Raw genomic sequence first — 22,831 nt, forward strand, 5'->3', positions numbered from 1 at the left:
AGCCACTAAAGTCATCTCCAATGTCCTTCGGGGTTGCAGAACGACGCTAGATGCCGTATTTGTACCAGTTGATCGCCTGGCGGATTAGGCTGGGGCGGAAGTATTGTTTCAGGTTACGGACCATTTCCGGCTCGGGTTGCACGTCCGCCGTTAGCTGAATTTTTCCTTCGTGCAGCGCCGTGTTGTGGTGGCGGCTGAACCGGCCGAAGTTGGTTCCAGCGTCGTAGCCGATGTGTTCCACTTTCGACCGGATGGGGTAGAGGCAATACCGTTTTTGCTTGAAATGCGTGTAACTCCAGCGAATGGCCCAGGAACTGATCAAACCCTTCTGCTGCTTTTCGAACATCGGAATCAGGTCGCTGCCGCTGGCCGAAAACGCCCGGCGCGCTTCCGGATTGCGGATGAACTCGGCGTAGTCGGGTACCAACCAGTCGGCCAGCTCCCAGCGGTCTTTCCAGGTCGACCAGCCCAGCGACGACGCGCGGGGCAGCAGCAGAACGTCTTTGGAATAGGGCGACGGAATCGTGAACGGATACAGATACCCGGAAATTGAAAAAACCAGCGGGTGATTTTCGTAGAAGTCTAAAGCCGCATTTTGGAATTCGAGAAAATCGGTTGTACAGATAATGTCGTCTTCCATGACAATGACGCGTCCGTGCTGCGCAATCACCTCCGACACCCCCCGGATGATGGAATTGGCCAGACCCTGATTGGTTTCGGCGGCTTTGATGCGAACGTCCGCGAACCCTTCGATGGTGGGCAGGTAATCCCGGACTTTCTGCACCCGTTCGGCATCTTCTCGGGCGGTGTTCGTTTTGGGGCCGTCCGAAAAAACGTACAGGATGCTGTCTTTGGCCAGCGGGTTGGCCGCTAAGTACTGAATGGTTTCGCGCAGGTGATCAACGCGGTTATAACAGAACAAAACAATGGGAGCGAGCGTCATTTTCAATTGTGGGTATCCCGTTTACGCCCGGCGCCAATGGACCGGGCCGTCGGTACGGGGTTGGTGCCGGCTGCTTCAGCGGATGTTACCCATTGCTGAAACGAAAACCGCCCCGTGTACCTTCTAAACTAATTGCAAGATTACTCAATTATTTGCATCGTCTCTGCTTTCTTTGTGATCAGGATTCCGATCCGCGCCGAAAAAGCAATCGGGCCAACTTGCACAAAAGTGGTATCTTTGCACCGGGCTTACCAGCAAGTGCCCATGAAATCAGTTGATTAGCAACCCGGGCGGTACCACGACGATTAGACTTTATTATGACAACAATCCGCGCTGAAGCGATGCCGGACGACCCGTCTGAGCACTACCGGATTAAACCTCCACTGACCAATCCCCGACGGTATTACCTCATGAAACTGAGGGAGTTGGTGCAGTATGCCAAGACTACGTTTATTGACCCGATGACGAAAGCGGGCCGGATCAAACTGGCCGATTACGGCTGCGGTACCAAACCATACGTCTCGCTTTTTCCGCCCGAACAGGTGCAGTACATCGGCATCGACCTCGACTGGAACCCCCACGCCGATGTTTACATTGGGTCCGACAGCCGCATCAATATGCCCGACGCGCAGGTGGACGTGGTGCTGTCGACGCAGGTGCTCGAACACGTCGAAGATCCGGAAGGCTACTTGCAGGAAGCCTGCCGCATTCTGAAACCCGGCGGTTTGCTGCTGCTGACCACCCACGGCTACTGGATGTATCACCCCGACCCCACCGACTACTGGCGCTGGACCTCGTCGGGTTTGCAGAAGATCGTGGCCCGCAACGGCTTTGAAATCGTTTCGTTCCGGGGCATTATCGGGCGGTCGGCAATGGGGCTGCAACTGTTTCAAGACGGTTTTCTGTTTAAAATACCGCGCTGGCTGTGGCCGCCGTTCGCGCTCGTCATGCAGGCGTCGATCAGTTTATTTGATAAAACGACCTCGCAGGAGACGAAGGACAAGGACGCGTGTACGTACCTGGTCGTTGGGAGGAAACTATGAAGCTCTGCATCGCCTATCCGAATAAAAACAGCTTTTCGGAGACGTTTATTTATAATCATCTTGCACACCTGCAGCCGGAACTGACGCTCTCCGGCGGCTGGCGGCCGTACCGCACCAAAGACGGCGATACGATCATCCGGATGCCGCTGGCCGAGCCGATTCGGGTGGGGGTGAAGCGCGGATTACCGTTTCTGTACCCGGCTTTTTATACCCATTTCCTGACGCGGTACCTGAAGCAACACCGTCCGGATGTGGTGCTGGCCGAATACGGTCCGACGGGCTGCGCCGTGATGGCGGCTTGCCGGAAGGCCGGGGTGCCGCTGGTCGTGCATTTTCACGGGTTTGACGCGGTGGATAAAGAGACATTACGGAAGTACGGCGAACCGTACCGGCAGCTGTTCGCCCAGGCCAAAGCGGTGGTGGCAGTTTCCAACGACATGGTGGAGCAACTCGTCCGATTGGGTGCCAATCCGGCCAACGTTCACCGGAATCCGTACGGGGTTGAAACGAAATTCTTCTCCGGGGCCGAACCCGAGAAGGCGGATAAAGTGATTGTGTCGGTCGGACGGTTTACGGCGAAAAAAGCCCCGCAACTGACCATTCGGGCGTTTGATAAAGTACTGGACCGCCATCCCGACGCCAAGTTGGTGATGATTGGCACCGGCGAATTGCTGGAAGAATGCAAAAAGCTGGTGGCTGAGCTGCAACTGAAATACGCCGTTAATTTGCTGGGGGTAAAACCAGCCGAGGAAATTGCCGAATGGCACCGTAAAGCCCGGCTGTATGCGCAGCATTCGATGGTCAATCCGGTCAACGGTGACTCGGAAGGGACGCCCAATACCGTGCTGGAAGCGTCGGCGGCTGGTCTGCCCATCGTCAGCACGCGCCACGCCGGAATCAAGGAAGCCGTTGAGCACGGTGTGACCGGTTTTCTGGTCGAAGAAGGGGATTTTCAGGCAATGGCGAACCATATGGTGCAGTTGCTGGATGATCCGAAATTGGCCGGTGAACTGGGCCGGAACGCCCGCCGGAAAATGATTCATGAATACGAAATGAGCGACCGCATCAGCGCTCTCAAACAGATTTTGGAACTATGACCGTACGCTCGCCACTCACCAATTCCCCGGATGTTTCGCCCGTTCGGAGTCTGAACGCCCGGACCATCGAACAACGGTATCGGGAGCAGTTCGGGATGGATGTGGGCCGGTATTTCACCGGGCTGGATGAGGTGATGATTTACGAATGCAACCAGTCGAAACTGCGATTTTACTATCCGTTTTCGCTGGCGGGCGATGCGGCTTTTTACGCCGATCTGGGTCAACACTACAAAGGGTACTACAGCCCCTGGAAGTGGGAACATGAGCTGGTTTTTCAACGAATCAAGTCAGGGGATCAGGTGCTGGAAATCGGCAGCGGTAACGGGTATTTTTTAAAGCGGTTACCCGAAAAAGAAGCCGTCGGACTGGGGTTGGAACTGAACGATGATGCAATTGCGTACGGGAAAAAAATCGGCGTCAATATCATCAACGAAGACTTGAAAATCCACGCGGAGCAGCACGCTGGGCAGTATGACGTAGTCTGTGCGTTTCAGGTGTTCGAGCACGTCAACAACGTGGGTGAATTTTTCCGGCAGGCGGCTCAGTGCGTCAAACCGGGCGGTTTGCTGGCCATCGGGGTGCCGAACAATGCCTCTTATTATTTCCGCGAAGACCCGTATCACACGCTCAACCTGCCGCCCCACCACACGCTGCTCTGGGACCCGACTTCCCTGCGGTATGCCGGGGAACTGATGGGCCTGACCGTGGTGGAAACCCGCAACGAACCCGCAACCATCACGCACCGGAGCCTGGGCTACCGGTTGTGGCTGGAGAAAACGCTGGGCCGAAATTTGCTGACCACGCTGGTGTACAAAAGCACCCGCTTCCTGGCCAAACGTTTGCCAATTATGTCCGACGGCGCGACGGTGGTGGCGATTTATCGAAAGTGAGATTAACAGAATAGATGGGAATAGTTATTCGTCAGAGCCTGAAAGCCAGCGTCGGTTCGTACATCGGCGTCGGCATCGGGATCATCAACCAGTTGTACGTTTCACTCGCTTTTTTGTCGGAGGACCAACTGGCCATTTCGCGGCTGTTGCTGGAAAACAGTATGCTTTTTGCGGCCTTTGCCCACCTGGGAACGCCATTCATTGCCGACCGTTTCTTTGGCTATTTTCGGGATGATAAAACCAGAAACAACGGTTTTCTGGGCTTTTTGCTCGCCTTTCCGCTGATTGGGATTGGTTTATTCGTAGCGGTCTATCTTGGGTTCGAACAGCAGATTAAAGACTATTTTGCCGAAAATTCCGCCAAGCTAATCCCGTATCATATTCTGGTGATTCCGTTTACCACGTTCTGGATTTACATCTCCGTGCTGGAAGCCTATTGCCGCAACAACGCCCGGATTGCCATTCCAACCTTTGTCCGCGAAGTGTATCTGAAACTGGCGAACGTGCTGGTAATTCTGATGTTTGGACTGGGCTGGTATAGCTTTGACTGGATGATCTATCTGGTGGTCGGAATTCACGGTTTGGCCGTCGTGATTCTGCTGTTCTACATTTATCAACTGGGTAAATTTTCGCTACAGTTTGACGTTAGTCAATTAAAGGGCGGACTATTCCGTCAGATGCTGTATTTCGGTTTGTTCATTGTGATGGGCGGGGTAGGCACGCAGGTCGTCTATTTTATTGACCGAACGATGCTTTCCGGCGGAGTAGGGCTGAAGGATGCCGCCATTTTTATCATCGCAACCTACATTGCCGGAATCATTGAAATTCCGCGCAAAACCATTACACAAATTGCGACTCCACTGGTTTCCAATTCACTGCGGCAGAACGACATGGCGCACGTTCAGGAGCTCTACTACAAATCGTCACTCAATCAGTTGCTGGCGGGCGGGCTAGTGTTTCTGCTGATCTGGGCCAACATCGACGGTATTTTCAGCATCTTACCGAAGGCGGAAGTCTATAGGCAAGGCAAAATGGTGGTGTTGCTGCTGGCATCGGCGAAACTGTTTGAAATGGCGACCGGCGTAAACGGCGAAATCATCAACTATTCCAAGTATTTCCGTTACGCAACGTTCCTGATGATTGTGATGGCCTGCCTCGCCATCGGAGCCAATTCTTATTTTATTCCCCGCTACGGCATCGACGGGGCCGCCATCGCTACCACGCTGACCACGCTGGTTTTCGCCCTGAGCAAGGTAGCAATGGTCTGGATCTTTTTCCGCATCCTGCCGTTTACATTTTCGGGCGTGAAAGCTGTTGTTGTCCTGGCGCTGGTCTACGGCGCTTCGCTGTTGTTGCCCGAATGGGGTGGTTCGCTGTGGATAACCCTCCTGAGCATCGCGCTGCGCTCTCTGATTCTGGCTGGGCTGTTTGCCGGGCTGGTTTTGTGGCTACGGGTGTCGGAGGATGTGAATGGGCTGGCGGGTTCGGTGTGGGAGCGGGTACGGACGTTCCGGCAGCGCTGATCAAAACCGCATTTCGTAGATAAACTTTGACGTTTCAATCGCGCCCAGTTGCCGCTTGAAGCGAATCAAGCCCTCGTTCCGGACGCCCCGGCTGGTCGAAATACCCAGGTCGAGCCACGGCATACCGTGTTGCTGGCAATAGGCGTACAGCGATTCGATGAGCAGCACCGAAGGACTAAATTGCTGATAATCTTCGTGGTCGGCGGGCAGGAAATAGTACAGGATGTCAGGGGTCACCCGAATGCCGATGCAGGCAGCAACCAACTCCTCTCCGTTTTGAACGGTAAAAACCGGACAAACATCCCTAAAATTACTTAGTAAGCTGGCAAGATCTTTGCTCTGTATGGTAACAGGCAGGCCTTTTCTATGGCGCGCTTTTTGAATAAGCGTAAATAATTTGTCAACATCCGGCTTGTCCCAAATTTGAGTTGTAAATCCGGCCTGCTGGCATTTTCGTAACCGTCGGCGCTGCGCAGGCTGAATTTGCTCGGCAAACGGGCGGCTATCGACCAAAACATGCTGGTTTAGTTCCTCGTAACAAACCGTAAAACCGGCTTTAAGGAGCAGACGACGAAGCCGCTGCGCCTGATTGGGTGAGTAAAAGTCCGGATAATTGACCAGACGAATGCCAGAATCTGGTAACTTATTATCAGCGTATAGTAACTTTTTACTAGACATTACTACGGCTTCAAGCAACTGACCGACTGCGGCATCCGGTACGTTCTCCGAAAATTCAACCGACCCAAACGAAGCCGTACAGGGGCTCACCACCCAACCGTCGCGGATGTAGACCGCGCAACGCGCGTCGGCCAGGCCCGTTTCGGTGTTAATCAGCGCCAGGTAATGAAGCGGTCGGCAGGGTTGGTGGAGCAGATGCCGGGCCTGTAAAAACAGAAAACCGTCGCGGTAAAACGACGGGAACTGCTCCGGAAGCGGATTTTCAAGAGAAAGCAGGGTGTACACGGCGCGTGGAAAAGGGGGGAAATAAAAGCCGTCGCAACGCCACGTTGTTATTTCTTTTTCTGCTGTTTTTTAATCCAGCGTTCGTAAACCAGTTGGATAATCCCGTCTTTCAGACCGAGATCGGGAACGATGATGGTATCGGCACCGGCCCATTTCATCACCGAAATATAAATATCAGCCGCCGGCACAATCACGTCGGCGCGGTCGGCGTTCAGGCGTAGTTTATTGATCCGGTCCTCGAGGCTATACCCCGAGATGTAATTCCGCATCCGCTCAATTTCAGCCAGCGAAGTTGTATCGTCTACTTTCGAAACAAGATTAAAAATCTTGTTGATGTTGCCCCCCGTTCCAACGGCGACCAACTCCTGGGAGCGCTGCACATTTTCCTCCACCCATTCCCGCATTTTATTCCAGGCACCCTTGGTTTCTTTGCCTTCCAGCAGCCGCACGGAGCCAATTTTAAACGACTTGGAATTGACTTTTTGCCGGTTTAGGTACAGGTTGAGTTCCGTGCTGCCCCCGCCCACGTCGATGTGCAGAAACTGGCGCTCGTCGAGCGCCTGAACCACCACGTTGTTGATCAGTTCGGCTTCTTTCTGGCCGTCGATGATGTGAATGTCAATGCCGGTTAGTTCCTTGATCCGGGTTGCCACTTTCTGGCCGTTGGCGGCTTCGCGCATGGCGGACGTGGCGCAGGCCATGTAGTCTTCCACTTCATGCAACTCCATCAGCAGTTTATAAACCTGCATCAGTTTGTTGGTGCGCACTTCGCTCTCCGGCGTAATTTCGCCAAAGTTGAACACATCGTGTCCAAGCCGGAGCGGGAAACGAACGTACTCAACTTTTTTAAAGCTAATTACGTCGTCGACGTGCAGAACGGTAGAGATCTGGAGACGGGCCGCGTTGGAGCCGATGTCGATGGCAGCAATTTTCAAGGTAGCGTTGGGGAAAGTAGTACCAAAAGGCCCAAATATAGTCAATTTACGTTTTTTAGGCGCATTTAGACGGCTTTTCTACGGTACGGGATTTCAGAACGCACAAGCTGTTAAATTCAGCTTCGGGATGGTTACCTTTGCTGCGAATCAATCCGACTACCGACCCACTGCATGACAATTCTGGGAATATCAGCTTTTTACCACGACTCGGCTGCGGCTTTGATCGAAGACGGGCGAATTGTGGCAGCTGCGCAGGAGGAGCGATTTACCCGGAAAAAACACGATGCCCGTTTTCCGGCGAATGCCGTTCGGTTTTGCCTCGAATACGGCGGAACCACGCTCAATGCGCTGGATGCGGTTGTTTTTTACGACAAGCCGTTGCTAAAGTTTGAGCGGTTGCTCGAAACCTACTACGCCTTTGCTCCGCGGGGGCTGCGGTCGTTTCTGACGGCCATGCCGGTTTGGCTAAAAGACAAGCTGTTTCTGAAACGGCTTTTGCGCGACGAACTGACCAAGCTGGGTTACGACCCCAAAAAGCCGGTCAAGCTGCTGTTTCCCGAACACCACCTGTCCCACGCAGCCAGCGCCTTTTACCCCTCCGCGTTTGAAAAAGCCGCCATTCTGACTATTGACGGCGTGGGGGAGTGGGCAACGGCTTCCATCGGTTTGGGCGAGGGCAAGAGCATCACGGTATTGAAAGAACAACATTTCCCGCACTCGCTGGGCCTGCTGTATTCGGCTTTTACGTATTTTCTGGGTTTTCGGGTCAATTCCGGCGAGTACAAACTGATGGGTCTGGCGCCGTATGGCGACCCCCGTTCACCGGAGGTCGATCGGTATGTGGATTTGATTAAAACCAAGCTGGCCGAAATCAGGGACGACGGTTCAATCTGGCTCAATCAGGCGTATTTCGACTACGCGACGGGCCTGCGGATGATCCGCGAAAAAAAGTGGGAAGCGCTGTTCGGCCTGGCCCGGCGGAAGCCCGAGGAGGAACTGCGGGCGGAGCACGGTAACCTGGCGCTGGCCATCCAGCGCGTAACGGAAGAGGGGGTTCTGAACATGGCCCGCGAAGCCAAGCGGGTGACCAGTGCCGAAAACCTGGTCTTGGCGGGGGGCGTGGCGCTCAATTGCGTTGCGAACGGCAGGCTGCAAAAAGCCGGTATTTTTAAAAATATTTTTATTCAGCCCGCATCCGGCGATGCGGGTGGGGCGTTGGGGGCGGCACTGGCGGCTTACCACATTTACTTCGGGCAGGAACGCGTAATTGATTACCCGGACGACGCCCTGCACGGTTCGTACCTGGGGCCGACGTTTTCGGATCTGGAGGTGGAGTTGATGGCGAGAAAGCACAAAGCCGTTTATACCCATTACGCCGATTTCGGCGAATTGTGCGATGAAACCGCCCGGCTGCTGGCCCACGAAGACGTCGTTGGCTGGGTACAGGGGCGGATGGAGTTTGGCCCGCGGGCGCTGGGGAACCGGAGCATTCTGGGCGATCCGCGCAGCGCCGACATGCAGAAAAAACTGAACCTGAAAATCAAATACCGGGAGTCGTTCCGGCCCTTCGCGCCCTCGGTGCTGGCCGAGGAGTGTGCCGATTACTTTGACTACGACGGTCGTTCGCCCTACATGCTGCTGGTGCACCCGGTTCGGGAAAACCGTCGCAAGCCGTTGCCCGCCGGTTATTCCGGATTTTCGTTGCGGGATAAACTGTATCACCAACGCTCGGATTTGCCCGCCATTACGCACATTGACTTTTCGGCCCGGCTGCAAACCGTTGACCGGCATACCAACCCGCGGTACTGGCAGCTGATGGACGCGTTCAGGAAGCAAACGGGCTGCGGGGTGCTGGTCAATACCAGTTTCAACGTGCGGGGTGAACCCATCGTCAACACGCCCGCCGATGCCTACCGCTGCTTCATGCGCACCGAAATGGATTACCTGGTCGTTGGCCATTACCTGTTTGACAAAAAACAGCAACCCGACTGGCCGGAAAAGCAGGAGTGGCAGAACGAATTTGTGCTGGACTAAACGCAAAACCGTAATTCAACGAAACCATGACCCCAGTAGACCGCCTGAAGGCCCAGTTAGTAATCGTAACGGGGCTGGTCGTCCTGTATTTTGTGTTCCACTCGGTTTACTGGCTCTATGCCGCAGCGGCCGTCGGGCTGCTGAGCGTGCTGGTTCCAAAGGCCGGAAACGGCCTGGCTTGGCTTTGGTTTCAACTCGCCGAAGGGCTGGGATGGATCAACAGCCGCGTTTTGCTGACGGTCTTGTTCGGGCTGGTTCTGGTGCCTATTGCGTGGCTTTACCGGCTTTCTAAAAAAAATCCGCTGGCGATCCGACAGCCGAAAAACGCATCCCTTTACCACGAACGAAACCACACCTATACCAAAGACGATCTGGAACATCCGTGGTAGCGGAATCTTTTAACCCGTGCGGCTGTTTGCCTGATCAAACCGGTTTGGCGAAAACCGGCGGTTTTTTTATTTTTGTCAAATGCTTATCGAGAAAGACGGAGGGATTGGACCCAATGAAGTCTTGGCAACCATTCAGACCCTTGAAAAAGGTGCCAAATTCCGCCCCGGCGACGGGGGTAGATAAGTTGAAAGCTGCACCCTGCTTCCTTTCTTCGATAAGCTGACGTTTCGTATTTGCACCATTCCGTTACCAACGGCCCAGGGGCGTTGGTCCGTAATAATAACTGATACAATAACTTGGAAAAAATAACCGACCTCCTTCAACAGCGCATCCTGCTACTGGATGGTGCCATGGGTACCATGATTCAACGCTATAAGCTGGGGGAAGAAGAGTATCGCGGAACCCGGTTTGCCGACTGGCCGCACGAACTGAAGGGCAACAACGACCTTTTGTCGATTACGCAGCCGCAAATTATCAAGGAAATCCACCGCCAGTACCTCGACGCCGGATCGGATATCATCGAAACCAACACCTTCAGCGGTACGTGGGTGGCGATGGCCGACTACCACATGGAAGAACTGGTGTACGAACTCAACTACCAGTCGGCGAAAATTGCCAAAGAGGCAGCCGAAGAAGTAACCCGCCTGACGCCCGACAAACCCCGGTTTGTGGCCGGGGCGATGGGGCCTACCACGCGGCTGGCATCCATGTCGCCCGACGTAAACAACCCAGGTTACCGGGCCATCACCTTCGATCAGTTGGTGGAAGCCTTCTATACGCAAGTTGCCGGTCTGGTCGAGGGCGGGGCCGATCTGCTGCTGATCGAAACCATCACGGATACGCTCAACGCCAAAGCCGCGCTGTTTGCCATTGATAAATACTTCTCGGACAAAGGCCAGCAACCGCTGCCGATCATGGTTTCGGGAACCATCACCGACGCTTCGGGCCGGACGTTGTCGGGCCAGACGACGGAAGCGTTTTTGTACTCGGTATCGCACCTGCCGCTGCTGAGCATCGGTTTGAACTGCGCGATGGGGGCCGAACTGCTGCGCCCGTACGTGCAGACGCTTGCCAAAGAATCGCCGTTTTTTACCTCGGCGTACCCGAATGCCGGTTTGCCCAACGAAATGGGGGAATACGATCAGTCACCGGATGAGATGGCGGCCCAGATCGAAAGTTTTGTTCAGGACGGTTTTGTCAACATCGTGGGCGGTTGCTGCGGGTCGACGCCGGATCACATCCGGGCCATTGCCCAGGCCGTGGCCAAATACAAACCCCGCCCGAAACCGCAGCCCGAACCGTACCAGAAACTGAGCGGACTGGAGCCGTTGAAAATCACGGAAGTAACCAACTTTGTGAACGTGGGCGAACGGACCAACGTAACCGGTTCGAAGGCGTTTGCGCGGTTGATCAAAGCCGGGGATTATGACGCAGCCCTGACCGTGGCCCGCCAGCAGGTGGAAAACGGGGCGCAGGTGATCGACATCAACATGGACGAAGGAATGCTGGATTCGGTCGAGGTAATGACCACCTTCCTGAACCTGATTGCGTCGGAACCGGACATTGCCCGCGTGCCCATCATGATCGACTCCTCGAAGTGGGAAGTAATCGAAGCGGGTCTGAAATGCGTGCAGGGAAAAGCCATCGTGAACTCGATTTCGCTGAAAGAAGGCGAAGAAATGTTTATTGAGCGGGCCCGGCTGATTAAGCGTTACGGAGCCGCAGCGGTGGTGATGGCGTTTGATGAAACCGGTCAGGCCGATAATTACGAACGGCGGATTGAAATCTGCGAACGCGCCTACCGGATTCTGGTTGATAAAGTCCAGTTTTCGGCGCAGGACATCATTTTCGACCCCAACATCCTGACCGTAGCGACCGGGATTGAGGAGCATAACAACTACGCCGTTGATTTTATCAATGCCACCCGCTGGATCAAGGAGAATCTGCCGCTGGCGAAAGTAAGCGGTGGGGTGTCCAACATTTCGTTTTCGTTCCGGGGCAACGAAGTGGTGCGGGAAGCCATGCACTCGGTATTCCTGTATTACGCCATCAAAGCCGGAATGGACATGGGCATCGTGAACGCCGGGCAGCTGGCCGTTTACGACGATATTCCGAAAGACCTGCTTGAATACTGCGAGGATGTGTTGCTCAACCGCCGTCCCGACGCGACGGAGCGGCTGGTTGAATTTGCCGAAACCGTCAAGGCCAAGGGGAAAGCCGTGGTGCAGGACGAAAGCTGGCGGCTGGAGCCGGTGGCTGAACGGCTGAAACACGCGCTGGTTCGCGGCATTACGGATTACATTGACCAGGACACGGAAGAGGCCCGTCAGCAATTTGAACGTCCGATTGAGGTGATCGAAGGGCCGCTGATGGACGGGATGAACGTGGTGGGCGATTTGTTCGGTGAGGGTAAAATGTTTCTGCCGCAGGTGGTGAAATCGGCGCGGGTGATGAAAAAAGCCGTGGCCTATTTGCTGCCGTTTATTGAAGCCAGTAAATCGGAAGGGGCCAAAGCCGCCGGGAAAATCCTGATGGCAACCGTCAAAGGCGACGTACACGACATCGGAAAAAACATCGTTGGCGTGGTGCTGGGCTGTAACAATTACGAAATCATTGACCTGGGCGTGATGGTGCCGACCCAGAAGATTCTGGAAGAAGCGAAAAAACACAATGTCGATATCATTGGTTTGAGCGGTTTGATTACGCCCTCGCTCGACGAGATGGTGGGCGTAGCCAAAGAAATGGAGCGGCAGGGCTTCAAGTTGCCGCTGCTGATCGGTGGGGCCACGACCTCGCGCATTCACACCGCCGTCAAGATTGACCCGCACTACTCCGGGCCGGTGATTCACGTGCTGGATGCCAGCCGGAGCGTACCCGTAGCCGGACGACTCACCAGCGAGCAGGAAAGTACGCGCGATCAGGTTTTTCAGGAAATCAAAGCCGAATACGTCAAGCTGCGCGCCGATCACGCCAAACGCAAGCAGGACAAAAATTACCTGACGATTGAAGCGGCCCGCAAAAACAAAACCGCCATCGACTGGTCGGCATTTGAGCCGCTGAAGCCGCAGTTTCTGGGCAATCGGTATTTCCCGGATTATTCGCTGAAAGAAATTGCGGAGTATATCGACTGGACGCCGTTTTTCCAGACCTGGCAGTTACACGGCAAATACCCGAAAATTTTCGACGATGCCGTGGTGGGCAAAGAAGCCCAAAAACTGTACGACGATGCCAACCGGCTTTTGCAGCGGGTCATTGACGAAAAATTGCTGAAAGCCAAAGCCGTCGTTGGGTTCTTCCCGGCCAACTCGGCGGAAGACGATGTCCTGCTGCACGAGTTCGAGGAAATTGCCCACGAAGTTCCCTGCGAACGGCACGGCTCGCACACGCATATCGAATACAAACTCAGCCATCTGACGGAGGCCAAAGAAGCGCAGAAATCCGTTGGAGAATTGATGTACGACACCAAAACCGTGTTGCACTTCCTGCGGCAGCAGAACCAGAAAGCACCGGGGTTGCCCAACTTCTGCCTGTCGGATTTTGTGGCCCCGCTGGAAACGGGTCATACGGATTACATCGGCGGTTTTGCCGTGACGGCCGGAATTGGTATTGAAAAATTGATCGAAGAGTTCGAGAAGGACCACGATGATTACAACAGCATCATGATCAAGGCCATTGCCGACCGGCTGGCCGAAGCCTTCGCCGAGCTGATGCACAAGCGGGTACGGACCGAATTCTGGCCGTATGCCACGGGAGAAAAGCTGACCAACGAGGAACTGATTAAAGAAGAATACCAGGGAATTCGTCCGGCGCCGGGTTACCCCGCCTGTCCCGATCACACCGAAAAAGCGACTTTGTTTGAACTGCTCAATGCCGGAGAGGTTGGGATCGAACTAACGGAAAGTTTTGCGATGTACCCGGCTTCGTCGGTAAGCGGTTTTTACTTCTCGCACCCGGCTTCGCGGTATTTTGCCGTTGGCAAGATCAACAAGGATCAGGTGCTCAACTACGCCCAGCGCAAAAACATGAGCGTTGAGGACGTGGAGCGCTGGCTGGCCCCGGTGCTTTCGTACGACGCATAAGCGCACTGCGCAGTCGGTAATCCTACAAAAAAGAAGAACTTTCACCTGAAAGTTCTTCTTTTTTGTAGGATATATTGGAATCTTTTATATATTTGCTCAGGACGAATCAATTCACAATTTAGCTTTTCAGCCAATGGAACCATCAGGCAACGAATTTTTGCGGGGAACCCTCAAAACGATCGTGTTGAAACTGCTGACTGAGCGGGGCCGGATGTACGGTTATGAAATAACACAATCCGTTAAGGAACGTACGCAGGGCGAGGTGATTCTAACCTTTGGGGCGTTGTATCCGGTTTTGCATAAATTGCAACAGGAGGGTTTATTGATTACGGAATCGGTGGAAGTAGATGGGCGACTGCGCAAATACTATACGCTGACTCCGCGTGGCAACGAAGCCGCCATTCAGAAAGTTTCTGATTTTGAGCGGTTTGTTGAAGTGATGAAGCACCTTCTCCAACCCGCACCGGCTTTATCGCTGGGGCAGTAACATCCCGAATGACTAACTTCTAAACCGGCTAGAAACATGGAAAAGCTCAGCCCGCAGCAAATAGACACCCTGTACAGTCACCTGCTTCGGAACGGCACCGACGAAGCCTTGATTGAAGAACTCCTCGATCACCTGGCTTGTGAGGTGGAGCACTACATGTGGATCGGCCTTCCGTTTGAAACGGCGTTGGAAAAAGTGCAGCTTGAAGCGAGCCCCAAGGCGTTCAAGTACCTTCGCAAAACGTACCAGATTGAGCTGACCCTGGCCGACAAGCAGCTTCAGCAGGCCGACCTGGACGATATTGTGTTCCAGTTTCGCAACAAAGCCTACGGAGCCTACGATTTGCGGCAGGAATACCGCTATTCGCTCCTGATGGCGATGCTGATGACGGTCGGGCTGGTCATGATGCTGATGTCGTTCCTGGCAAGTGCCAGCGCCGGTCAATGGAACTACCTGAGCGTCTGGGGAGGAGCCTGGACGGCGGGACTGATCAGTTTCTCGTACGCCCTCGGCTCCTGCATTTACCAGAATATTCAGCAAAAATACCGGATTGCCCGGTAGTAACGCAGCCGACGGTTGATGTGTTTTCCGAAGGACTTATGCATCAACTGCTCATTTTTTTTGCTTGGAAGCCCTTTACATCCGACCGTCTGAAACACGGTTTCAGGTATGGGCAGGGGGTGCCGAATGCCAAAAGAAGCACGGCAGGGTGCTTATGCATCAGCCGGTTACCAGACTAATTGCCCCCTATTTTATCCAATTCTGCGGGTTTGTGTACCGCAGTTCGGGAACACCGCACCGGTTGTTCGCAGGGCCGCAGCTGATTTCTTTACCTAATTTTTCGATTGCCGGGGACGAGCGCTGTAAAGTCTCGGCTTGGCTCTGGCTGAAGTTTCCTGTTGGCAGCGCATTTTCTAACTATTTAACCGCACACGGGTTAAGGAAAGAAATATCTAATTCAAAACCAGATACTGTCTTACCCCATGAAAGCAGCGGTGTTTCACAAAGTTGGCGACATTCGTGTCGAAACCATCGACGACCCTAAAATTGAACATGGCCGCGACGCCATCGTCCGGGTTACCTCTACGGCTATCTGCGGCTCGGATCTGCATATTTATGACGGGTTTATTCCGCAACTGAACAACGAAGTCCTGGGCCATGAATTCATGGGTATCGTCGAAGAAGTCGGGTCGGGGGTGAGTCGCCTGAAGAAAGGCGACCGGGTGATTGTGCCCTTTACCGTTGCCTGTGGCTCCTGTTACTTCTGCCAGCACGGCTTTCAGATGCACTGCGAAAATTCCAACCCCGAACACTACGGTCCCGACGGCGGACTGCTCACCGAAAAAGGGGGCGGTTTGTTTGGGTACACCGATCTGTACGGCGGCTACAATGGCGGACAGGCGGAATACGTGCGGGTGCCTTACGCCGACTACGGGTTGCGCCAGGTGCCCGAGCAGCTCACCGACGAGCAGGTGTTGTTCCTGACCGATATTTTTCCAACCGGCTGGAGCGCCATTGAGTGGGGCGAGTTGAAAGGCGGGGAAACGGTGGCTATTTTCGGTTCGGGTCCGGTGGGGCTGATGGCCCAGAAAGCCGCCTGGTTGCAGGGTGCCAGCCGGGTTATTGCCGTCGATCCATTGAATTACCGACTGGAACGGGCCAAGCGGGTCAACAAGGTGGAAACAATCAATCCGAATGAGGTGGATGCCGTTGAAGCCATTCGGCAAATGACCGGGGGCCGGGGCGCAGATGTCTGCGTGGATGCGGTGGGAATGGAGGCTGAGCGGAGTTTTCTGGAAAAAGCCAAAGCCGTTATAAACCTGGAAAAAGGTACGCCGAAAGTCATGGAGCTTTGTTTTCAGGCCGTACGCCGGGGCGGTATTGTACCGGTCGTGGGTGTGTACGGGAGCCCGTACGACAACTTCCCGATTCACCGCATCTTCGACAAGGGTATCACCATGCGGTTCGGGCAATCGTTTGTCCATGAACGAATCGACATGCTGCTGGATCTGGTAGTGCAGGGGAAAGTGGTGCTGGACGATATTATTTCGCACACCCTGCCGCTATCGGAAGCCTCGCGCGCCTACGATATTTTCAAAAAGAAGGAAGACGATTGCACCAAGGTGGTGCTCAAGCCGTAAGGGCCGTCCACCCAATAAACAAGCCTAAAAACCGGCTCGCTGGCCGGTTTTTTAGTGCGTAAACGTTCAATGAGGACAAGTTCTCAACCCTTTCAGGAAACGGGCACGGTCTTAAAGAGCGTTTATTCGCTCCGCAAGCTCCGCACGGGGTTGACCAGTGCAGCTTTGATAGTCTGGAAGCTAACCGTAACCAGGGCAATCAGGATGGCAGCCAGGCCAACGCCGGCGAAAAGCCAGAAACTGATTTGAATGCGCTCCCGGTAGTTGTCCAGCCAGGTGTTCATTAAAAACCAGGCCAGCGGAATGGCGATGAGCAACGCCACGACCACCAGTTTGACAAAATCGCGCGAAAGCACCACGATGATGCTGCCCACGCTGGCACCCATCACTTTCCGGATGCCAATCTCTTTGGTGCGCTGTTCGATCATCATCAGGGCAACGGCAAACAGACCCAGGCAGGACAGCAAAATGGCAATGCCCGAAGCCAGGCTGCAAATCTGGGCCAGCCGCTCCTCGTTTTGATACCAGGCATCGACGTTCTCGTCCAGAAACGAAGCGATAAACTCCGACTGTGGAGCAATTTCCCGCCAGACGTTTTTGAGCTTTTCCATCGACCCCGCCAGGGTTTGCGGAGCGACGCGGACGAAAATGTAATGAATGGGTTCCGAGTAGGAAAGATGCATCGTAATGGGCCGGGATTCGTCCGCCAGCGAGTACAGATGAAAATCCGGAATGACGCCGATAATCTGCGATTTGGCGTCCGATGAGTCGGTATCATCGCCCAGCAACTGGCCCACCGGATTGGATACGCCCAGCATTTTGGCCATGCTTTCCGTGACAATCACCCGATTCACCGAATCTGTGGAATACGCCCGGTCGAAATCCCGTCCGGCCAGTACTTTCATACCAAGAGTTTTGAGGTAATCGTAATCCACCAGCAGCCAGTCGGTCAGGACGTCTTTTCCTTTGCAGGTAAAACCCACAACCGACCGTGAACTGACGCGGTCTATACCCCGGCCAATGTTGACGTTCGTGCCGGTTAGGGCCAGCACCGACGGGTCCGCTGCCAGCTTGTTCCGGAGCCGGCCGAGCACCTGCCGACCGTCTACCTGGCTGCCCACCGGAATGCTGATGACCTGCTCTTTCTCAAAACCGAGCGGCCGGCTGCGCAGAAAATCAACCTGCTGCGCGGCAATCAGCGTGCAGCAGGCCAGCAGACAGGCCATCGCAAACTGCGTTACGATCAGCGAATTACGCAAAACGCCGGGCCGTTTCATCGAAAGTTTGCCTTTCAAAACCTCCACGGCATTGAACTTCGCCATTTGCCAGGCCGGATAACCGCCCGCTGCCAGCGTTACCAGCAGAAATAAGCCCAGAAACAGGCCGATAAAGCCCGGCTGGATCATGGTGTCAAGTTTCAGACGGGCGTCGAAGGTGGCATTAAACTGGGGCAGCAACAGATAAGCCAGCAGCAGACCGGTGCCAAAACCGATGAAGCAGATCACCGTCGATTCACCCCAGATCTGGAGGAAAAGCTGATTTTTGAGCGCGCCCAGCGACTTGCGGACGCCCACTTCCCGAGCGCGGGTGAACGAGCGGGCGATGCTCAGATTGATGAAATTGATGCAGGCAATCAGCAGAATGAACAGGCCAATGCCCAACAACGTATAAACGATGGCGATCGGCGTACCCCGGCTGCCGGAAATTTCCCGGTCGAAATGAACGCTTGACAGTTTTTGCAACCGCACCGCAAAAAGATCGCCCGCCGGATCGGGCCGGGCACCCTTCTTTTTGAGATCGGCCAACGTTCCCGGAAAATACTTTTGGGCAAACGGTTTTAGGCGGCTCTCAAACGTAGCCTGATCAACCTGGGGCGCCAATTTGATAAACACCCGGTGCGAATGATTGCTCCAGTTGTCTTTGTCGTTTTGGTAATGAGCGGTGTTTTCAATCCGCATCAGCGCGTCGTACTGAATCGACGAGTTGTTGGGAGCATCTTCCAGGATACCGCTCACCATGTACGGTTTCTGTTCGCTGGCACTGCCAACCAGCACGGATTTTCCGATAACGTCGGTGGTGCCAAATACCGTCAGGGCCATGTTCTCGCTGAGGACGATATTGCTCAGGCTGCGCAGCGCCAGATCCCGGTTGCCTTTGAGCAGGGCAAACGAAAAAATGTTGAAAAAGTCCGCATCGGTGTGCAGCACCAGTTTGTCAAAGTATTTCCCGTTTACCTGCACCAGGCTCTTCCGACCCGACAGAATCCGGGCAGCGGCCTCCACCTCGGGGTAGTCGGCCTTCAACGCCGGCGTCAACGGAAGGGGCATATCTCCTTTGCGAACGGTTTTTTCCGGATCATTCGCGAAAAAATAAGGCTGAAAAATGCGGCTGCCGTCTTTATGAAACGAATCGTAGGTCATTTGGAGGTAAGCCGTCAGGAACAGAAATGTGCAGACGCAGAAGGCCACGGAGAGGCCAACTACATTGATGGCGGCATACCCCCGGCTTTTCCAAAGGCTACGGAAGGCGATTTTGAGGTAGTTACGAAGCATGTCCGGATGCAGAAAAAAGGGTTGAGAATCGTTCGAAGAAACGCCGGGCTTCCAGCCGGGCTGGGTCAAGCTTCCAGACCGGCTGGAAGCCCGGCGTTTCAGGAAGTAAGGGCGGCAGAATTTAAATACTTCCACCACGTAAAGCCGACGCGCTTTCGTCGGGCCATACTCGGCCACCTGGTCGGCAAATTGCTCGTGCAGATCGCCCAGCAGTTCTTCCTGCAAATACGGCGGGCACACCGCACTCAGCAGGCGATCGGCCCAGGCCGGGGGCGTCGGAGGATTTTGATGCGGCTCTTTCATGGTTACGACCAGCTTGGGGTAGGAATGGCGTCCCAGAGTTCGTTGCGAATCTGCCGCATGTCGCGCAGCGTTTCCTTGCCAGCCGCGGTAATGGCAAATAACCGCTTCCGGCGCCCTCCGCGGGCGGTAGTGGCTCCCCCGAGCGTCGAGGAAACGAAGCCTTTTTCTTCCAGGCGGTACAGGGCAATATGAATTCCGCTCAGGCTTATGCTGCGGTCGGTGCGATGCTTCAGTTCGGCGGCTATGCTAACTCCGTAGGCGCTTCCGTCCAGCACCGCGACGGCCAGCAAAACCAGCTCTTCAAACTCGCCCAGATAAGGTCGGCCCATGATCAGATGGATTTGATTATTATTTGCTAAACAAATGCCTTGCCAAAGAGAGAAAAGCCCGTTTCGAGTAAGATAAGGATAGTTCGGGCCGAGCTTCTGTCTCTAATTTGTCCAGAAACGGACAGGGGATGTACTATTATGGACAAGGCCAAACCGGAAGAAAATAGCCGGTGGAAAATTCGGGGAGCGGTATTCTGAGGAACGGTTTTGGACTCCCGGTTTTTTTGCTATAATATTGATGTAATTACGCTGAGATGTAGACTTTGTCCTGAAATTTTGCTGAATGTACCCGCATCAACGGTTTCTTATTGTCCAAACGGCTTTCATTGGCGACGTTATTCTGGCGACCTCGCTTATTGAAAAACTTCATTTTCACTTCCCGGAAGCAACCATCGATTTTCTGGTGCGAAAAGGCAACGAAAGCTTACTAAAGAATCACCCGCACCTGAATGAAGTCCTGATCTGGGATAAAAAAAACGGCAAATACCGCGATCTGTTCCGGCTCATCGGACTGCTTCGGCAGCGTCGTTATGACAAGATTATCAACCTGCAGCGGTTTGGGGCCACGGGCCTGCTAACGGCCATGTCGGGGGCCATCGAAACGGTGGGGTTCAGCAAGAATCCGTTTGCCCGTTTTTTCAATCACCGCATCGAACACCGCATTTCACCCGGCATCCACGAAATCGACCGCAATACCGAACTCGTCAGCTGGTTTACCAACCGGGCGGTTTTTAAGCCCCGGCTTTACCCATCGCCCGAAGATTTCGCGCAGGTGAAACCTTACCAGACCGGGCCTTACATTTGCGTAGCGCCGACTTCGGTCTGGTTTACAAAACAATACCCGGAAGAGAAATGGATTGATTTTGTGCGGCAGCTCCCCGCTTCCCTGACGGTTTATCTGCTGGGGGCTCCATCGGATCAGGAGGCCACGGAACGCATTCGGCAGGCCGTCGGCAGCGAACGGGTCGTGAACCTGACCGGGAAACTACCGCTGCTGGCATCGGCGGCTTTGATGAAAGGGGCGCAGATGAATTACGTCAACGATTCCGCTCCGATGCACCTGGCGTCGGCGGTCAACGCGCCCACCACCGCCATTTTCTGTTCAACCATCCCGCAGTTTGGCTTCGGTCCGCTGGCCGATGCGTCTTATCTGGTTGAAATCGAGGAAATACTGGAATGCCGGCCCTGTAGTTTGCACGGGCGCAAGGCGTGTCCGCTGGGGCATTTTCAGTGTGCCTACGGAATTCGGACGGACCAGTTGCTGCAACCGCTGCTGGCCTGATACCGCCGACATTGATTCGCCTGACAGCGGTTTTGAACGGCCCAACCTTTTTGCTTATGCTCAATCTGGAACAAATAGCGCGCCTGATTTTTGGACAACTGGAAGGCTGGGCGACAACCGCCGTGGCGTTGGTACCGAACCTGGTCGTGGCGCTGCTGGTGATTTCTTTCTTCAACGTTTTTTCCCGGTATTTCCGACGGCTGGTGGTGCGGAGTTTCGGCCGCTTCAGCACGAACGTCTCGCTCATCAATCTGACCGGCACCGTTGCCCAATTGCTGGCGCTGGCCCTGGGGCTGTTTATCGCGCTGGATGTGCTGGGGCTCGAGAAAACCGTCACCTCGCTGCTGGCCGGGGCGGGGGTGCTGGCGCTGGCGGTTGGTTTTGCGTTTCAGGATCTGACCGCCAACTTTATTTCGGGAACGATCATCGCCATTCAGCGACCCATCGAAGTTGGTAACATTGTGGAAACCAACGGTTTTCAGGGGCGGGTGGTTAACATCAAACTGCGTTCGGTGGTCCTGGATAACGGCGCGGGGCAAACCATTGAGATTCCGAGCAAAGACGTTTTTCAGAAACCGATCATCAACTTCTCGCGCACGGGTCTGCAACGGATCGAGCTAACGGCGGGTGTTTCGCACCTCGATGATTTGGGAAAAGCGCAGAACGTTGCCACCAATGCCGTCAAAGCCTTGCCGTTTATCCGGAAAGACAAACCGGTAGAAATGCATTATAAGGGCGTTACGGTCGATATGGTGCAGTTCCTGGTCTGGTTCTGGATTGATCCCACCAAGAGCGATGCTACCAGAGCGCTCAGCGAAGCCATCAAGGCCGTTAAACAGGCTTTCCGGGAAAACGACGTGCTGATGATGTTTCCACCGCACACCTACGACCTCAAGAAGCGGGCGAGCGAATCCTCGGAAGGACCGCCCGCTTAGAGCGTCTCGTACTCGTACTGCTCCAGAACCGTTGAGTTGCTGGCCTGTACCCGTCTGACGGGCAGGTTGTTGCTGTAAACGTAACGGTATTCGCTGACGGACGGCTTGGCCGGGTTGCTGCCCGCGCCGACCAGATACGTAGAAGCCCGGATGCAATTGTTTTTCGACCAGCTCATCTCATCAAAAATCGGGCAGTCGGGCAGTCGGTAGGGGTTGGGTTTGTTGTCGTATTCGTAAACAATCCGGCGGGTTTGCGAGGAGGCAGCCGCGCTGCGTTGCAGCGGTACGGTGGTCACGGTTTCTTCGACCAGATTTCCCCGGTCGTCGTAACGGTACTGGTTGTTGGTCAGCGTCACCGGCGACTTACCCGTCAGGCCCTGGGCGGCTGCGTAGGTGTAACGCTGGCGGGCCACAATCTGCCCACTGGCGTTGTAAATCAGCGAGTCGGAGAAAAAGACGGATTTGTCGGTCTTGCCTTCCGTCGCGCTCTTGCGGAGCAGGTAACGTGTTTTGGCGCTCAGACGGCCCTGCGGGTTGTAAACGTATTGTTCGGCATAGCCAACGTTCCAGGGAGTTTCGGGGTGCACGTACTGCATGGAATACGTGGTCAGTTTGCCGGCTGTGCCGTAGCCGTGCTGCACCTGGCCGACGGCTTCTTTGCCGCGCGTGAGTTCTTCTTTGCTCAATTTTCCGTTCGCATCGTAAAAAAACTGCCGTACGCTGCCATCCGAGTAGGTGATTTTCTTAAGTCGGCTCTGGGCGGCCGATAGCTGGGTGGTTGCTAGCCCGACTAAAATGCTGAAAAAGAGGAGAGGTAAGAACTTTTTCTTCATAACGTTAGGGTATTGATGGATCGTAGGAATTGGGCGCAAAAACTATGCCCGTAAAAAAAGCTACGCTGAGTA

Annotated in this window: 18 protein-coding genes and 1 riboswitch; of the genes, 12 read left to right on the forward strand and 6 right to left on the reverse strand. The window is 54.5% G+C overall.

Going from position 1 to position 22,831, the window contains the following annotated elements:
- Window positions 1–46: 46 nt before the first annotated feature.
- Window positions 47–943, reverse strand: a complete 897-nt coding sequence (locus tag OQ371_RS13475; protein ID WP_265988462.1) for a glycosyltransferase — start codon at window positions 941–943, stop codon at window positions 47–49.
- Window positions 944–1,260: 317 nt separating this feature from the next.
- Between OQ371_RS13475 and OQ371_RS13480 the strand changes: the two genes are divergently transcribed.
- From OQ371_RS13480 to OQ371_RS13495, 4 genes are read left to right on the forward strand one after another with little or no spacing between them, the layout of a single operon-like run.
- Window positions 1,261–1,986 carry a class I SAM-dependent methyltransferase gene (locus tag OQ371_RS13480; protein ID WP_265988463.1) on the forward strand — a complete coding sequence of 242 codons (726 nt, stop codon included), beginning with the start codon at window positions 1,261–1,263 and terminating at the stop codon, window positions 1,984–1,986.
- Window positions 1,983–3,083, forward strand: coding sequence for a glycosyltransferase (locus OQ371_RS13485; protein WP_265988464.1), 1,101 nt, complete (start codon window positions 1,983–1,985; stop codon window positions 3,081–3,083). The genes OQ371_RS13480 and OQ371_RS13485 overlap by 4 nt, the downstream gene beginning before the upstream one ends.
- Complete coding sequence (locus OQ371_RS13490) at window positions 3,080–3,973, forward strand: class I SAM-dependent methyltransferase (RefSeq protein WP_265988465.1); 894 nt, start codon at window positions 3,080–3,082, stop codon at window positions 3,971–3,973. The genes OQ371_RS13485 and OQ371_RS13490 overlap by 4 nt, the downstream gene beginning before the upstream one ends.
- 14 nt (window positions 3,974–3,987) lie before the next feature.
- Window positions 3,988–5,496, forward strand: a complete 1,509-nt coding sequence (locus OQ371_RS13495; protein ID WP_265988466.1) for a lipopolysaccharide biosynthesis protein — start codon at window positions 3,988–3,990, stop codon at window positions 5,494–5,496.
- Here OQ371_RS13495 and OQ371_RS13500 read toward each other — a convergent pair whose 3' ends face one another.
- Together OQ371_RS13500 and OQ371_RS13505 are read right to left on the reverse strand one after the other, a co-directional pair.
- A complete protein-coding gene (locus OQ371_RS13500; protein WP_265988468.1) occupies window positions 5,497–6,459 on the reverse strand; it encodes a GNAT family N-acetyltransferase in 963 nt (320 codons plus the stop codon).
- A 47-nt stretch (window positions 6,460–6,506) separates the two neighbouring features.
- Window positions 6,507–7,394, reverse strand: coding sequence for a Ppx/GppA phosphatase family protein (locus OQ371_RS13505; protein WP_265988470.1), 888 nt, complete (start codon window positions 7,392–7,394; stop codon window positions 6,507–6,509).
- A 171-nt stretch (window positions 7,395–7,565) separates the two neighbouring features.
- Here OQ371_RS13505 and OQ371_RS13510 point away from each other — a divergent pair, with 171 nt between their 5' ends.
- From OQ371_RS13510 to OQ371_RS13535, 6 genes are all read left to right on the forward strand, one after another.
- Window positions 7,566–9,428 carry a carbamoyltransferase family protein gene (locus OQ371_RS13510; protein WP_265988472.1) on the forward strand — a complete coding sequence of 621 codons (1,863 nt, stop codon included), beginning with the start codon at window positions 7,566–7,568 and terminating at the stop codon, window positions 9,426–9,428.
- Window positions 9,429–9,454: 26 nt separating this feature from the next.
- A complete protein-coding gene (locus tag OQ371_RS13515; RefSeq protein ID WP_265988474.1) occupies window positions 9,455–9,817 on the forward strand; it encodes an SxtJ family membrane protein in 363 nt (120 codons plus the stop codon).
- Between the two features lie 80 nt (window positions 9,818–9,897).
- Window positions 9,898–10,004, forward strand: a riboswitch (SAM riboswitch).
- A 164-nt stretch (window positions 10,005–10,168) separates the two neighbouring features.
- Window positions 10,169–13,897, forward strand: a complete 3,729-nt coding sequence (metH, locus tag OQ371_RS13520; RefSeq protein ID WP_374761450.1) for a methionine synthase — start codon at window positions 10,169–10,171, stop codon at window positions 13,895–13,897.
- Window positions 13,898–14,030: 133 nt separating this feature from the next.
- Window positions 14,031–14,384 carry a PadR family transcriptional regulator gene (locus OQ371_RS13525; protein ID WP_111627017.1) on the forward strand — a complete coding sequence of 118 codons (354 nt, stop codon included), beginning with the start codon at window positions 14,031–14,033 and terminating at the stop codon, window positions 14,382–14,384.
- 36 nt (window positions 14,385–14,420) lie between these two features.
- Window positions 14,421–14,945 (forward strand): hypothetical protein, encoded by a 525-nt coding sequence (locus OQ371_RS13530; protein WP_265988478.1) that lies wholly within the window; start codon window positions 14,421–14,423, stop codon window positions 14,943–14,945.
- Between the two features lie 422 nt (window positions 14,946–15,367).
- On the forward strand, window positions 15,368–16,525 hold the full coding sequence (locus OQ371_RS13535) for a zinc-dependent alcohol dehydrogenase (protein ID WP_265988479.1): 1,158 nt from the start codon (window positions 15,368–15,370) through the stop codon (window positions 16,523–16,525).
- Window positions 16,526–16,647: 122 nt separating this feature from the next.
- Here the strand turns inward: OQ371_RS13535 and OQ371_RS13540 are convergent, their stop codons facing one another.
- Window positions 16,648–19,380, reverse strand: coding sequence for an FtsX-like permease family protein (locus OQ371_RS13540; protein ID WP_265988481.1), 2,733 nt, complete (start codon window positions 19,378–19,380; stop codon window positions 16,648–16,650).
- A 2-nt stretch (window positions 19,381–19,382) separates the two neighbouring features.
- Window positions 19,383–19,709, reverse strand: a complete 327-nt coding sequence (locus OQ371_RS13545; protein ID WP_265988482.1) for a PadR family transcriptional regulator — start codon at window positions 19,707–19,709, stop codon at window positions 19,383–19,385.
- 283 nt (window positions 19,710–19,992) lie between these two features.
- On the opposite strand from OQ371_RS13545, the gene OQ371_RS13550 reads away from it, so the two are divergent.
- A complete protein-coding gene (locus OQ371_RS13550) occupies window positions 19,993–20,991 on the forward strand; it encodes a glycosyltransferase family 9 protein (protein WP_265988483.1) in 999 nt (332 codons plus the stop codon).
- Between the two features lie 56 nt (window positions 20,992–21,047).
- On the forward strand, window positions 21,048–21,926 hold the full coding sequence (locus tag OQ371_RS13555; RefSeq protein ID WP_265988485.1) for a mechanosensitive ion channel family protein: 879 nt from the start codon (window positions 21,048–21,050) through the stop codon (window positions 21,924–21,926).
- Here the strand turns inward: OQ371_RS13555 and OQ371_RS13560 are convergent.
- Window positions 21,923–22,759, reverse strand: coding sequence for a hypothetical protein (locus tag OQ371_RS13560; protein WP_265988487.1), 837 nt, complete (start codon window positions 22,757–22,759; stop codon window positions 21,923–21,925). The two genes, OQ371_RS13555 and OQ371_RS13560, sit on opposite strands and share 4 nt — an antisense overlap.
- Window positions 22,760–22,831 lie beyond the last annotated feature (72 nt).

The organism is Larkinella insperata (assembly GCF_026248825.1).
GTDB lineage: Bacteria > Bacteroidota > Bacteroidia > Cytophagales > Spirosomataceae > Larkinella > Larkinella insperata.

Coding starts and splice junctions, on each gene's coding strand:
- OQ371_RS13555 (WP_265988485.1), top strand. CDS start 21,048: ATGCTCAATCTGGAACAAATAGCGCGCCTGATTTTTGGACAACTGGAA.
- metH (WP_374761450.1), top strand. CDS start 10,169: ATGGGTACCATGATTCAACGCTATAAGCTGGGGGAAGAAGAGTATCGC.
- OQ371_RS13525 (WP_111627017.1), top strand. CDS start 14,031: ATGGAACCATCAGGCAACGAATTTTTGCGGGGAACCCTCAAAACGATC.
- OQ371_RS13535 (WP_265988479.1), top strand. CDS start 15,368: ATGAAAGCAGCGGTGTTTCACAAAGTTGGCGACATTCGTGTCGAAACC.
- OQ371_RS13530 (WP_265988478.1), top strand. CDS start 14,421: ATGGAAAAGCTCAGCCCGCAGCAAATAGACACCCTGTACAGTCACCTG.
- OQ371_RS13495 (WP_265988466.1), top strand. CDS start 3,988: ATGGGAATAGTTATTCGTCAGAGCCTGAAAGCCAGCGTCGGTTCGTAC.
- OQ371_RS13540 (WP_265988481.1), bottom strand. CDS start 19,380: ATGAAAGAGCCGCATCAAAATCCTCCGACGCCCCCGGCCTGGGCCGAT.
- OQ371_RS13545 (WP_265988482.1), bottom strand. CDS start 19,709: ATGGGCCGACCTTATCTGGGCGAGTTTGAAGAGCTGGTTTTGCTGGCC.
- OQ371_RS13490 (WP_265988465.1), top strand. CDS start 3,080: ATGACCGTACGCTCGCCACTCACCAATTCCCCGGATGTTTCGCCCGTT.
- OQ371_RS13515 (WP_265988474.1), top strand. CDS start 9,455: ATGACCCCAGTAGACCGCCTGAAGGCCCAGTTAGTAATCGTAACGGGG.
- OQ371_RS13560 (WP_265988487.1), bottom strand. CDS start 22,759: ATGAAGAAAAAGTTCTTACCTCTCCTCTTTTTCAGCATTTTAGTCGGG.
- OQ371_RS13480 (WP_265988463.1), top strand. CDS start 1,261: ATGACAACAATCCGCGCTGAAGCGATGCCGGACGACCCGTCTGAGCAC.
- OQ371_RS13510 (WP_265988472.1), top strand. CDS start 7,566: ATGACAATTCTGGGAATATCAGCTTTTTACCACGACTCGGCTGCGGCT.
- OQ371_RS13485 (WP_265988464.1), top strand. CDS start 1,983: ATGAAGCTCTGCATCGCCTATCCGAATAAAAACAGCTTTTCGGAGACG.
- OQ371_RS13475 (WP_265988462.1), bottom strand. CDS start 943: ATGACGCTCGCTCCCATTGTTTTGTTCTGTTATAACCGCGTTGATCAC.
- OQ371_RS13550 (WP_265988483.1), top strand. CDS start 19,993: ATGTACCCGCATCAACGGTTTCTTATTGTCCAAACGGCTTTCATTGGC.